This is a genomic window from Psychrobacter sp. VH5, assembly GCF_050572635.1.
Lineage (GTDB): Bacteria > Pseudomonadota > Gammaproteobacteria > Pseudomonadales > Moraxellaceae > Psychrobacter > Psychrobacter celer.
On the sequence record NZ_CP192145.1, the window covers coordinates 830107 to 842871 of the forward strand.

The following is a 12765-nucleotide window of genomic DNA, read 5'->3' on the forward strand; positions in this document are numbered from 1 at the left end:
TGCTTTGCGCCGCTCTAGGCGATCTCTAATTGATAATGCTGCCGCAGCTGGTTTTTAAAGCTTTTGACAACAGCCAAACACTCTTTTAATAAATCACGCTCAAGGGCGGTCAGCGTCATGGGGTTGACCTGCCGTGCATGTTTGTCATCGGTCGAGAGCGCAACAGAGAGTCGCTGCGCCATAAAAAACTCCAGCGCTTCTAACAGCGTGTCAGCCCGCTCTTGGGTCAGTGCGCCCACCTCGACCAAGGCTTTTAGGCGGTTTTTACTGCTAGGGACGGCCAAGATGTCGTTTTCTAGAGCGAGGGCGCGAATACCATGTACTAACGGAAAAATCCCTGCTTTTTTTAGATCGATATCTTGCGAGGCGCTTTTACCCGCTAATAATGGCACAAACTTTTGCCACCATTGGTTGACATCGCCAAACTGTAGCGCTGCCCGCGCAAACTGGCGCACAAACATAGGATCTGAGCGTCGATGCGCGGCCTTGAGGTGCTGACGAACGTGCTGCAAGAGCGTTTCATCACCGCAGACGTATTCGCCATCGAGAATGGCAGACAAGTAGATGGTGTGCATGGGATCGGTGTTTTTAAACCATGAGCTGATTTGGGCATTAAACTGTTGTAATGGTTGTCGCCACATCGGGTTGGTCATCATGATATTGCCGTCGCACAGCGGATAGCCAAGTTGCGCCAGCTGCTCATTAAAGCGCGCAGCAAACTGCGGTAGATCCGGATGAGTATAGCCATCACGGATGATCAGTGCATTGTCTTGGTCGGTGCGCATGATTTGCTCGCCGCGACCTTCGGAGCCCATGACGATAAGACAGGTGTGGCTCATCACCTCATCAGGAACGAGCAACTGCCACAGCTTGGTAAATACTTGAGCGTTCAAGGTCTGTACCATGCGGCTGATGTTACCGATTTTTACCCCGTTTTGGTGCTGGGCGCGGATATAGCGTCCTATCCTCTCGACGGCCGTGTCCAAACTGCTAAAATCTTGGGCTTGCTCGATTTGAATGCTGATGAGCTGCGAGTGGTGGCTGATGTGCGCGAGCATGTCGCTTTGACCAAGCACACCTGCTACCGCACCATGGTGATCGATGACCGGCAAGCGATGAATACGGTAGCGCGTCATGGTCAGCAGCGCATCACCGATCTCATCGCTCGCCTTGATGGTACGTACGTTAAAGTTAGCATAACGCTGGCATGGTGTGGTGGTAGGATCTCTCTGCTCACTGACCGCGCGGCAAATATCGGTATCGGTCAAGATGCCCAATGTCTCATCGATGCCATGTTGCGCGTTTGCTATGGCTAGTCGATGCGCAGGTGCTCGCACCAGTACGTGCTTTAATCCAGCATCCGTCATCGTGCGCGCCGCTTCATGTAAGCTGGTATCAGCATCGACGATATGTACAGGCAGTAAACGAACAGCGATGACCGGCTGCAGCATGATCTGCTGTACTTCTTGCTGGTCATCGTAGGCGGCATGGACAGCAGATTTACGATTGCGGCGCTGCTGCAGGGCTTTTAGACGCTCAGGCAGTTTGTCAGAGAGCATTTGCCGCACCAGATGATTTTGTGCGCTGATTTTATCGACCGCTGTACCTTTAACTTGTAGCAGTAACGTGTCTTCGGTGGCGCGAAACTGATAACGCTGTCTGTCTTCGTCCATCAGCTGCGCGTCTGAGGCGGCTGATAGCTGCGGCGCATTAGAAGACTCAGGCAAGCGGCGGCTGTCAAACCAGTCGTTGTTATTGGGCTCATCTGAGTGATTGCTACCCAAGTAGGCCGCGACAAAATGACCGGCCAATAACTGCTCAATCTGGCCTTTGATGACCACATATAAGTATGACATCTCGTCTGCAGGTAGGCTTTCGTCTTTGGCAAGGTAGCGGATTTTGGTGTGTTTTCTGATGCTTTGGCGCTCAGCCAAGCTCAGCACATCAAAAGGCGGCTGGGTAAAATCAAGATGGGGCATGGCATCATCCTTGATGGCATCGTTGCGACAGTCTATTTTACTATAGCACTATTTAACCAAAAAACCTTTAATAACCAGCATCCCATCATGGTTATTAAAGGGTATTGATGGCTATAAAAACAGCCGCTCTGTGTATCACTCAGGCTAAGGAGAATGGGGCTGCTTGCCGGTTTTACACCTCAAGCAACGCCCGAATACGGCGGATGGCTTCGCGGCTTTCTTCTACACTGGCCACCAGCGCGATACGCACATACCCTTGCCCGGGGTTGTGTCCAGCGACCTCACGCGACAGATAGCGTCCTGCTAAGGCATGGATATTGGCCTGCTCATACAGCGCTTTGACAAAGACTTCATCATCGCCATCGAACTGCTCAGGGACTTTGACCCAAAAGTAAAAGCCAGCCTCAGGCATACGTAGCGATAATACATCGCCAAGCTCTGCCATCCATAGCGCAAATTTTTCTTGATACAGCGCGCGGTTGTGCGCCACGTGTTTTTCGTCTTGCCACGCGGCGATAGAGGCCAGCTGATGCGGTATTGGCATCGCACAGCCCTGATAGGTGCGATATTGTAAATAGGCCTGCAAAATCTCAGCGTCGCCAGCGACAAACCCTGAGCGTAAGCCCGGTAGGTTGGAGCGCTTGGATAACGAGTGAAAGACGATACTGTTTTTAAAGTCATGTCGACCGAGCGCGGCGCACGCTTGTAGCAGACCTATCGGTGCTGTATCAAAATACAGCTCGCTATAGCACTCGTCGCTGGCAATGATAAACCCATACTGATCTGACAAGCGCAGCAGATATTCCCAATCCTCCATCGTCATCACCGAGCCTGTCGGGTTGTTGGGGCTACAGACAAAAAGTAGCTGCGTGCGCGCCCATACATCTGTTGGCACTGCCCGATAGTTACCCTTAAAGTCATTATCCGCAGTACAAGGCACAAAGTACGGCGTCGCCTGCGCCAATATCGCTGCACCCTCATAGATCTGATAAAACGGATTGGGCATGATGACAGTCGGGGGTGTGCCAGTTGCCGGTTGTGCGTCATCACACTGATGATCGATGACCGCTTGTACAATGCTAAAAATCGCTTCACGCGTACCCATCACAGGGAGCACTTGGGTACGAGGATCGACATGATGCAAAAAGAACCGCCCCTCCAACCAATGCGCGATGGTCTGACGAAGCTCAAACAGACCATTGGTGGTCGGATAAAGGCTTATTTTGTCCAAGTTTTCGTGTAATGCGTCCAAGACGAAGCTCGGTGGCTGATGTTTTGGCTCACCGATGCCTAGCTTTATCGCACTGTAACGGGGGTCTGGTGTGCTATCGGCCAACAAAGCAGCCATTTTGGCAAAAGGATACGGATGCAGGTGTGTTAAGTTGTGATTCATAGGTAGGGTAACTATAATAGACAATTAATAATAAAGTTATAAAAAAAAATTACATTTGAGCAGTGTAGCACTTCTTATATTTTTTGTCTGTTGCTTCTCTTGTCTATAAAGACGCATTTATTGATAACTTTTCATGATAAAAAACAGCGGTCGGCGCGATATGTTGGCTGATAGTAAGGGTAATTTGATATGTCCAGTGTCCTAAATAATGACCAACTTCACGCTAAAAATATCAACAATGACGTTGATAATAGTGTAACGCGTGTCAAATTATACGAGCTGCTACAAGAGCGCGAGCAGTGCTGGTGGCATACGCGTCAGAATTTGATTAACCTAAAAGAGCGGCAGGTGTTTTGGTATGGCGAAAGCAGCCTGATGATGTGGCTGATGTGGCAACTGGTCAGCTATGTGCTGGTGGCTATGACGCTAATGCTGCTGAGCCGATTTTTAGATCTCTCGCTACCGCTCTGGCAGTATGTGGGGTTGTTTGTCATTCAGACGGCGATATTTGTCGTCATCTTGATGAGTAAGGGGCGACTTGCCAACAAGCTGCAACAAAAAATCGATAATGACGAGCTGCTCCGCGAGCAGACACTCAACGAGATGGCAATACTGGCAGAAGACTGTTTGTACCCTGATGTGCATGCCAAGTCGCCTATTTCGTTAGAGCAAATGTATGAGGCGTTAGATGAGCGCTTTCATTTAGCCAGCTTACAATGCTTGCTACAAAAAGAAGTCGATGCGGGGCGCTTGATATTGACACAGACGCAAGTGGAGGCGGAGGTTTTGCCACTAGAGCTGGCCGATGATGAGCTAAAAGAGCATGCTCGTGAGATGGTATATAAAAGCACCTTATAAGTGACGCTATAGCGATAAGCCCCATCAATGTATTATCAATGATGGGGCTTGTTTTTACGGAACAGTAGCGAGGTTTACGATAGGTTTTAGGCTGGCCACTTTATCCTCTACTCGTGTCTTTTGGAGCTGTTAGGCTGGCAAGCAGCGCAGCTTTTAAGGCGCTTAGCCTATCAGCGGACAGCGGCTCATCGTTTTGATCACTGATATAAAACATGTCTTCTGCGCGCTCGCCTAACGTGGTAATACGAGCAGCGTGGACTTCTATCTTTTCTTGCAAAAACACCTGTCCAACGCGCGCCAGCAGCCCCGGCTGATCTAGAGTCTCTAGGCTCATGATATGCTGATCTGAGGCGTCATTAAATTCAAAGCTAATCTCTGTTTTTACCTCAAAATGGCGCAGCTGCCTAGGGATGCGTTTATGCACCAGCTTTGGTAAAGCAGGGGCTTTGAAGGCGTCAATCAGTCGCTGCTTGAGCTCTTGCTGACTGTCTTCATCGACCAGTAACGTACCACTCGGATCGAGCAGCACATAGGAGTCCAAGGCAAAGTCGCGAGTGGCGGTGATGATGCGCGCATCGAGCACATCTAGGTTCATCTGATCAAAGACGGCCATGGTCACAGCAAACAGATTCATCTGATCTTGGGTGTAGACAAAGACCTGAACGGCATCAAGCGCCAGCTCACGATGCTCGCGCAGTACCACCAGTGGCGGGCTATCGGCATTGGATGCCAGACCGATGGGCGGATGGTTTAGGATGGCTTCGGTGTGCCAAAAGATATCCTCTGGTATCTCGCGCAAAAAGTACTCATCGCCCAGATCGTCCCACAGACGTAACACTTCCTCGCGGTTCATATGCTGATTGTCGACATTGTCGAGCATCTTTAGCGCTTGTTTACGCGTGGCGCTGATCATATCTTGGCGGTTGGTCGGCGCGTCGATATCGGCGCGTAGGATACGGCGTGTCTGCGAGTAGAGCTGTTTCATCAGGGTCGCCCGCCAGCTGTTCCAGAGCTGCGGATTGGTGGCGTTCATGTCGGCGACAGTCAGGACATATAAGTGATTGAGGTGGGTGACATTGCCGACCAAATCCGCAAACACTGTGACCACCTCTGGGTCTGAGATGTCCTTTTTTTGGGCGGTCATCGACATCAGTAAATGGTGACGGGTCAGCCAGCCGACCAGATGCGCGTCGGCTTTGCTCATACCGTGCGCCAAACAAAACTCAATCGCTTCTGTCTCACCCAGCAGGCTGTGATTACCGCCGCGACCTTTGGCAATGTCATGAAACATCGCTGCCAGTACCAATATCTCTTTGCGCTCAATCCGCTGAAAGATCGCACTGACCAAAGGAAAGTCCTCAAAAAACCGCGGATCGGTAAAGCGGTGCAAAATACGAATCAAAAATAAAGTATGCGCGTCCACCGTATAGCGATGGAACAAATCATATTGCATCAGACCAGTGACTTGCGCAAAAGCAGGAATATAGTTGCCCAATACCCCATAGCGATTCATGGTGCGCAAACGATGGAACAGATAGTTTTGCTCTTTTAGATTAGATAAAAATAAAGCTTTGTGAACGGGGTTGTCTCTATAGATTTGATCGATGCCGCGCGCGGCAATTTTTAGCGCCCGTAGCGTATGGGTACGAACCTTGTCGATACCGTGCTGACCCATTAATAAGAACATCTCTAAAATAGATTCAGGATGCTGAGCAAAAACCCGATGGTGCGCTATAGCAATATGATCACCAACACGGTTGAATCTTGCATTGATCGGCTGCTTTTTGGGGCGCTCATCATCAGGCAGGTTGGGCTCTATGATGGTCTCATAATAGTGGTTGGTCAGCATCTCAGACAGCGTTGATATCTGCATGGCACAGCGATAGTAATCACGCATAAAGCGTTCAACAGCCGCATTTGGCTGATCGTCTGGCTGAGTCTCATAACCCATTAATTGGGCAATCTCACGCTGATAATCAAACAACAGCTTGTTTTCGTTACGTCCGGTCAGCACATGCAGATAATGCCGTATCTGCCATAGATAGCCTTCTGCAAAGCTGAGCTCATCGAACTCTTTTTCTGTCAAAAAGTTTTGTTGCACCAAGTCATACAGCTTACCCACACGAAAATAGCGTTTGGTCACCCAGCCGATGATATGAATGTCACGTAATCCCCCAGGCGCCGTTTTGATATTGGGTTCAAGATTATACTCAGTTGCATTATGTTGTAGATAACGGGCCTTAGACTCTTCCATTTTTACATCAAAAAAGGCACGAGGAGACCACTGCTTGTTAACGATTTGGATGGGCATATCTCGCAGTGCTTCGTTGCCGACTAACAATCGAGCTTCGAGTTGGGCACTGGCTATCGTATGGTCAAGTGCAGCTTCTAACGCATCGTTGACGCTACGTACAGACAGCGCAGGCTCCAGCCCGATATCCCACAGCAATGCGACCAATTTATCAATCTTACTACTGGCATCAGCGCCGATTTCGTCAGGAGATAACAGCAGGATATCAATATCTGAATAAAGCGACAGCTCACCGCGTCCATAGCCACCCGTTGCAAACAATGCCAAATCCGTCTTATCCAGCTCAAACCAATAAAACAAAGCAATCAGCAGCTCATCAATCGCCTCGCTACGCGCGCCAACCAGCTGACGAATATTGACACCGCGCTCAAGGGCACGGTTGATATCCTCATTGATTTGGCTCAGCCATTCAGGAATACCCAACAAAGCAGGCTCTGAGGTGCTATCGGCGCTGGCGCGTGCTGGTAGCGCGTCGGTAGTCACTGACTGCTGGGAAAATAGGGGTAAGGGTGTCAAATCGATAGAGGTGACATCGCAATTAAACATGAGGATATCCAATTAATAGGGTAAAAAAATTGTTGATACCAAAAGTATCGCAATTATAGTCCAAAAAAAAGACCGCCTAGGCGATCTTTTATGGTCTTACTGGGTCAAAAAGCTCAGGTCTTCTTCAGGGCGCGTGGTAAACACTTCACAGCCATTGTCGGTCACGACCATCGTATGCTCCCACTGAGCCGACAGCTTACGGTCTTTGGTAATCGCCGTCCATTCATCAGGTAAAATCTTGGTCTGCCATGTGCCTTGGTTGATCATCGGCTCAATGGTAAAGGTCATGCCGGTTTTTAGCTCAAAGCCTGTGCCTTTTTTGCCGTAGTGCATCACTTGTGGCTCGTGATGGAATTCATCACTGATGCCATGACCACAAAACTCACGGACGATACTAAAACGCTCAGGCTCAACCACTTCTTGAATAGCGGCACCAATATCACCAAGACGCGCGCCGTTTTTGACGACACTCATGCCAGCATATAGCGCGTCTTGTGCGACTTTGCAGATACGCTGCGCCATGATAGAGCCGTTACCGACGATCCACATCTTTGAGGTGTCACCGTAGTAGCCGTCCTTGATCACGGTCACATCGATGTTGATGATATCGCCATCTTTGAGTAGCTTGCTTTCGGTTGGGATGCCGTGACAGACCACGTGGTTGACGGATGTACAAATCGATTTTGGAAAACCATTGTAATTCAGCGGAGCAGGAATGGCTTTTTGCACATTGACTATATAGTCATGAGCGATTTGGTTGAGGGCTTCGGTACTGACGCCGACCTTGACATGTTCGTCGAGCATGACAAGTACATCACTGGCGAGTTTGCCGGCCACACGCATTTTTTCTATGGCCTCTGGGGACTGGATAAGGGATTTTTTAGTCATCATCTTGTGTCTTATAATTATGAGGTTAATGTAGGGAGATTATACCATAAATGGACCGATGGCAGTTTTATGATAAGTAATATTAAATCTATCATTATTATTGACAATAGTTGCTTTACAGCCCCATTTGAGCCGTTATGACCCTCCAGTCACGATAATATATTCATATTTTGACAATTTAGTTGAATCTTGTAAAAGATAGAAGTAATGTAATTTTGCATGCTAAAGGGATTAGCAGCAGTCTTTGCCGACGTTATTAGGTAAAGGCACTCACCATTAATGATGACAAGGATGTTGTTATGACGCTCTCCTCGTACGTTCGTGCTGCGCTCACGCCGCGCACTTTTTTACCAATACTGGGCTCTATCAGTACTGGCGTTTTATTAATGACCATGCAAACCACCTCAGCGCAAGCGGCAGGGCAGTACTATAATTGTGCCAACGCCAATGGCTGCACGCTAGTCGATAGCAAATACTTTACCTCCAGTTATACCAAGACTCAATATCCAGTGGTCATGGCTCATGGGCTTGGCGGTTTTACCAAGATGTTTGGGGTCTTAGATTATTTCAACGGGATTCCTAGTGAGCTAATGAAAGGTGGATCAGAGGTGTACACCACCAAAACATCAGCGGTGAATAACAGTGAAGTCCGCGGCGAGCAGCTATTACAGCAAGTCAAAACCATCACTGCCATTTCAGGCGATCCAAAAGTCAATTTGTTTGGGCACAGTCAAGGCGGTATAGACATCCGCTATGTCGCTGGCGTTGCACCAAAATACGTCGCCTCGGTCACCGCCGTATCAAGCCCAGAGCAAGGCTCAAAAACAGCCGATTTTGTCAAAAACGTCCTTGAACCAAACAACGACACAGGCGAGCCATCAAACGTCACGACACAGCTGGTATCAGGGGTGTTTAATTTGATTGGCGGCTTTACAGATGTGGGATCAGGCATCAGTTTTAAAGAGATACAAGCGCAAGATGGCTGGCAATCACTCATGGCGCTATCAACCGATGGTGCGGCCAAATTCAATGCCAAATTCCCCGCAGCAATGCCAACAAGTTACTGTGGTCAGCCAACCAGTACCTCTGCAAACGGTATCAAATATTACTCATTTAGTGGGGTGGGACAAGTCATAAGAGCCCTTGACCCTAGTGATTATCTGCTTGCAGCAACAAGCGTGCCGTTTTTATTTGATGCCAATGATGGTCTGGTCTCTGCCTGCTCAAGCCGACTTGGGTATGTGATTCGTGACAACTACCTCATGAACCATTTGGATTCAGCCGATCAGGTGCTGGGTTTGACCGCATGGGGCGAGTCTAAGCCCAAGTCCATTTATCGTACTCAGGTCAATCGCCTAAAAAACGCCAACCTTTAAGCTGACTTGTAAAAAGAACTCTCATTTATGTCGAATAATTGCCGTCCAGCCTATTTACCAATCGCTATCATCGCCGTGGTCATCATAGTCATCGCGGCGGCGGTGATTGTGTGGTTCAAGCCAGATAGTCAACGAATGGAGGCAGCACAATCAGCGTCCATTGCCTCTGCAGATACCTCTGAGAGTACGTTGTCCACTGCACTAAATAGTGAGCAAACAGAACAAACCGCTTCAGCCCAGAACCAGTCTGCATTTGTCACTGGGTTAGAGCGTTTGCCGCGCTCATTAAGAGACACGCAAGTGGACGGCGAAATCATCATCGATGAAAACAAGCAGTTGGTCGTCACTGAAGGTCTGCGGCGTTTATTCGATTATTTTTTATCAGCAATAGGAGAGGAGGACGAAGCCGTTATTTTTGCGCGTGTCGAGCGTTATATTCGCCACCACACGCCAGAGCCAGCTGCCAGCCAAGCGGTCGCTATCTTTGGCAAATATGTGGCGTATCTCAAAGCGCTTCCTGAGATAGAAAAGCGTTATGGCAATCTACAACTGCAAGCGACCAAAAGCGGTGAGCTAGATTTGAATGCCATTGCTCAGCAAAAGCAGGATGTGGCTAACTTACGTCAGCAGTATTTTGACAAAACCACCATCGAAGCCTTCTTTGGTGCTAGCGATAGTTATGATGACTATAGTATGGAGATGGTCAGAATCAATCAAAATGAGCAAATGAGCGAGGCACAAAAACAGGATGCCAGACAAGATTATGTGAGCCGTCTACCAGATGGTGCGATCAAAACCAATATCATGCAGCAAGCCAATCTTAATGAGCTTATGGCTCGTACTGAACAGATGAAAGCAGCAGGTGCCAGTCCTGAAGCGTTATACAATATGCGCCGAGAGTTAGTGGGTGCACCAGCGGCCGAGAGACTGGCGCAAGTCGATCAAGAAGATGCCAATTTTGATCAGCGCTTTACTCAGTATGAAGCACAAAAGGCGCAGCTATTGAGTCAAAGTGCCAATCCAGCAGCGGCGCAAAGTCAGATCGAGCAGCTTGAGCAGCAACTGTTTGATGACGCTGAGCGCAAGCGTCTATCTGGTTATGCTGCGCTGCAAAAAACAAAAACTCAATAGACGCACTTTATCAACCTTGAATAACTTACCGTAATGTAAGGGACAGGTATGCTAAAAGTGTGGATAAGCGATGGTGATTGGGAAGGGTACGTTCCAATAGCTGTGGCTTTAACACAACGATAGTAATACTTCGCTAATGAAGAGCCAAACATAACTGGTACAGATGTGATCTAACACAGTGGCGCATGTAATTATCAAAACTGACGTGGTGTCTACCGTTGTGATAAGTGATATCAGTCATCAGATGCGATAGTTGCACGATAAAAACACCTCACTATGTAGTGGGGTGTTTTGGTTTGAGAGAAATGTCAACAGCCAAAATCATCAAAAGTTATCGCGCTTTTGATGCGTTGGATGACTGGAGCTTACCCTCAATTGCCAACATTGTCGCGATTGTATCGGGCAACAAATATTTGCCAAGTAATAACTCAATTAATAATGACAGCAAGCGCTGGGTGAGACACTATATCGCGACTGCTCAAGATCATTTATAGTAATAAAAAAATTTTGATTGGGTCTTTAGCAGTTGCCCTAAGCGCACGCCTAAGACGCGATAAACTTGCTGAATTCAATAGAAGGAATAAGTATGAAAAATATGACAAAAATGATAATGGGTGCCACCTTTGTTGTAGGTGCGCTTACTGCTGGTTGTCAAACGACGGCGACTCTCCCAGCGCCAGTCAGTCAGCCAGTGACCGAAACGGCGCTTCAAGCGCACAACTGGCAGCTGGTTGATGCCAAACGTATGAATGGTGAGCGAGTAACTGCACTATTTTTTGATCCAGCCAAGCCGCTCACTTTGAGATTTATGAATGATAACGGTAGAAACTATGTCGCATTTATGAATACCTGCAACAACATGAGCGCAGGTTACAGTGTCGTCAATGGTGATGTGCAGATCAAAAATGGCATCAGTACAATGATGGCCTGTCCTGAACCGCAAGCCAGCTTCGATACAGCAGCAGTCGCCACGGTACAAGGCAAGTATAGCCTCAGCAAAAACGCCAAAAAAGTGCCAATCTTAACCATCAAAAATGACAATCAAGTGGCTTACTTTAAAGCTGTGTCTAAATAAGCTAACGATGTATAAGAGCAATTTGACTTCTTCCCCTCCCTAAAGTGAGGGGATTCCTATTAAAGACGGCCAAGCCCGACCGCGAGAATGTTTTTTGCTCCATTAACATCTCTGTTATGGGTCGTTTTACAAGAACGACAAAACCACTCTCTTATACCAAGCCCTTCTCTACCTTTCGGACTGTCTTGGCGAGAGCCGCAACACGAGCAGGTTTGGGTGCTGTACGCTTCATTAACTTCAATATAGTGGCAACCTGCGTTCGCGCATTTATAATCCAGTTGCCGCTTAATCTCAAACCAACCAGCATCATAGACGGATTTGGCCAGTTTGGATGAAGTGAATGATGTTGATTTGATTTTACCAACAACGATTAGGCTGTTGGCCTTAACAAGCTTTGATGTGAATTTATGGATCAGATCTTGACGGGTGTTTTTGATCTTGGCGTGAATGGCTTTGACCCGCTTTTTGTTTTTAGCACGTTGGGCAATGGCCAGTTTTTCTGCGTATTGATGGGTGACTTTGATTTGTAGCTGATCACCATTACTACTGACTGCTGAATCCTGACAGCCTAGATCAATACCGACTTGGCCAGTACCACACTTAGTCTTTGGAAATTCTTTGACGGTGACACAGGCGTACCAGTGACCACGATTGTCTTGTACCAATTCGCAAGTGTTGATGTTGTAGAGGGAGAGGTTATAGCTGTCCCACATATCAATGATTAGTTTTTTGCCTTTAGCGAGGCTTAGCTGAATAGTAGATTTAAGGCTTTTCTTGCCTGACTGACGGGTTGCTAAGTGCTTAATCGCGGTCTTTTTAAAAGGAATCCAGCCCAAGCTTCTTCTCTTGGCCTTTGGGTTATTGGTGCGCCAGTTGAGTTTGGCTTTTTTAAACTGTTTTCGGCTTTTGGCATGGGTTTCAGAGATGGCTTGCAAGGTTTGGCTGTGCAAGTTTAAATACTCGCCACTGCCTTTGGTATAAGCGGCCAAATCATAAGCTGAAAAGAATTGACCTGTGCGCTTAAGATGTTTAAAACTTAGCTCATTGACGTAATTCCAGACAAAATTAACTGACTCAGCCAAGATATTAAGCTGAGCAGTATGTTTGTCTTTGATGCGTAGCTTGAGCGTTTTCATGGAATAATTATGATATTAATGGGTTTGGGTATCAAGGGGTTCGCCATACTGGGCGACAATGGCTGACGCCTG

General features: G+C 47.8%; 10 protein-coding genes. 5 read left to right on the forward strand and 5 right to left on the reverse strand.

Annotated features, from left to right (window positions below; genetic code table 11):
• Nucleotides 1-14: 14 nt before the first annotated feature.
• Complete coding sequence (locus ACNFVB_RS03530) at nucleotides 15-1979, reverse strand: DUF294 nucleotidyltransferase-like domain-containing protein (protein WP_430738117.1); 1965 nt, start codon at nucleotides 1977-1979, stop codon at nucleotides 15-17.
• Between the two features lie 172 nt (nucleotides 1980-2151).
• The gene (gene dapC, locus ACNFVB_RS03535) at nucleotides 2152-3372 is read right to left on the reverse strand and encodes a succinyldiaminopimelate transaminase (RefSeq protein WP_430738118.1); all 1221 of its coding nucleotides are present in this window, start codon (nucleotides 3370-3372) and stop codon (nucleotides 2152-2154) included.
• Between the two features lie 189 nt (nucleotides 3373-3561).
• On the opposite strand from dapC, the gene ACNFVB_RS03540 reads away from it, so the two are divergent.
• Complete coding sequence (locus ACNFVB_RS03540) at nucleotides 3562-4230, forward strand: hypothetical protein (RefSeq protein ID WP_430738119.1); 669 nt, start codon at nucleotides 3562-3564, stop codon at nucleotides 4228-4230.
• Between the two features lie 100 nt (nucleotides 4231-4330).
• Here ACNFVB_RS03540 and glnD read toward each other — a convergent pair whose 3' ends face one another.
• Together glnD and map are read right to left on the reverse strand one after the other, a co-directional pair.
• Nucleotides 4331-7087, reverse strand: a complete 2757-nt coding sequence (glnD, locus tag ACNFVB_RS03545) for a [protein-PII] uridylyltransferase (RefSeq protein WP_430738120.1) — start codon at nucleotides 7085-7087, stop codon at nucleotides 4331-4333.
• A 96-nt stretch (nucleotides 7088-7183) separates the two neighbouring features.
• Nucleotides 7184-7975, reverse strand: a complete 792-nt coding sequence (map, locus tag ACNFVB_RS03550; protein WP_410524051.1) for a type I methionyl aminopeptidase — start codon at nucleotides 7973-7975, stop codon at nucleotides 7184-7186.
• A gap of 299 nt (nucleotides 7976-8274) precedes the next feature.
• Between map and ACNFVB_RS03555 the strand changes: the two genes are divergently transcribed.
• From ACNFVB_RS03555 to ACNFVB_RS03570, 4 genes are all read left to right on the forward strand, one after another.
• Nucleotides 8275-9351, forward strand: a complete 1077-nt coding sequence (locus ACNFVB_RS03555) for an esterase/lipase family protein (RefSeq protein WP_430738121.1) — start codon at nucleotides 8275-8277, stop codon at nucleotides 9349-9351.
• 27 nt (nucleotides 9352-9378) lie between these two features.
• The gene (locus tag ACNFVB_RS03560) at nucleotides 9379-10482 is read left to right on the forward strand and encodes a lipase secretion chaperone (protein WP_430738122.1); all 1104 of its coding nucleotides are present in this window, start codon (nucleotides 9379-9381) and stop codon (nucleotides 10480-10482) included.
• A 305-nt stretch (nucleotides 10483-10787) separates the two neighbouring features.
• Nucleotides 10788-10976 (forward strand): hypothetical protein, encoded by a 189-nt coding sequence (locus tag ACNFVB_RS03565; protein WP_430738123.1) that lies wholly within the window; start codon nucleotides 10788-10790, stop codon nucleotides 10974-10976.
• A 92-nt stretch (nucleotides 10977-11068) separates the two neighbouring features.
• Nucleotides 11069-11557, forward strand: coding sequence for an META domain-containing protein (locus tag ACNFVB_RS03570; protein WP_430738124.1), 489 nt, complete (start codon nucleotides 11069-11071; stop codon nucleotides 11555-11557).
• Nucleotides 11558-11616: 59 nt separating this feature from the next.
• On the opposite strand, the gene ACNFVB_RS03575 is transcribed toward ACNFVB_RS03570, so the two are convergent.
• The gene (locus tag ACNFVB_RS03575; protein ID WP_430738125.1) at nucleotides 11617-12693 is read right to left on the reverse strand and encodes an RNA-guided endonuclease InsQ/TnpB family protein; all 1077 of its coding nucleotides are present in this window, start codon (nucleotides 12691-12693) and stop codon (nucleotides 11617-11619) included.
• Between the last annotated feature and the right edge of the window lie 72 nt (nucleotides 12694-12765).

What these genes read in the sequence shown, in the direction of transcription:
- ACNFVB_RS03530 (WP_430738117.1), bottom strand. Translation starts at nt 1,979, where the DNA reads ATGCCCCATCTTGATTTTACCCAGCCGCCTTTTGATGTGCTGAGCTTG.
- dapC (WP_430738118.1), bottom strand. Translation starts at nt 3,372, where the DNA reads ATGAATCACAACTTAACACACCTGCATCCGTATCCTTTTGCCAAAATG.
- ACNFVB_RS03540 (WP_430738119.1), top strand. Translation starts at nt 3,562, where the DNA reads ATGTCCAGTGTCCTAAATAATGACCAACTTCACGCTAAAAATATCAAC.
- glnD (WP_430738120.1), bottom strand. Translation starts at nt 7,087, where the DNA reads ATGTTTAATTGCGATGTCACCTCTATCGATTTGACACCCTTACCCCTA.
- map (WP_410524051.1), bottom strand. Translation starts at nt 7,975, where the DNA reads ATGACTAAAAAATCCCTTATCCAGTCCCCAGAGGCCATAGAAAAAATG.
- ACNFVB_RS03555 (WP_430738121.1), top strand. Translation starts at nt 8,275, where the DNA reads ATGACGCTCTCCTCGTACGTTCGTGCTGCGCTCACGCCGCGCACTTTT.
- ACNFVB_RS03560 (WP_430738122.1), top strand. Translation starts at nt 9,379, where the DNA reads ATGTCGAATAATTGCCGTCCAGCCTATTTACCAATCGCTATCATCGCC.
- ACNFVB_RS03565 (WP_430738123.1), top strand. Translation starts at nt 10,788, where the DNA reads ATGTCAACAGCCAAAATCATCAAAAGTTATCGCGCTTTTGATGCGTTG.
- ACNFVB_RS03570 (WP_430738124.1), top strand. Translation starts at nt 11,069, where the DNA reads ATGAAAAATATGACAAAAATGATAATGGGTGCCACCTTTGTTGTAGGT.
- ACNFVB_RS03575 (WP_430738125.1), bottom strand. Translation starts at nt 12,693, where the DNA reads ATGAAAACGCTCAAGCTACGCATCAAAGACAAACATACTGCTCAGCTT.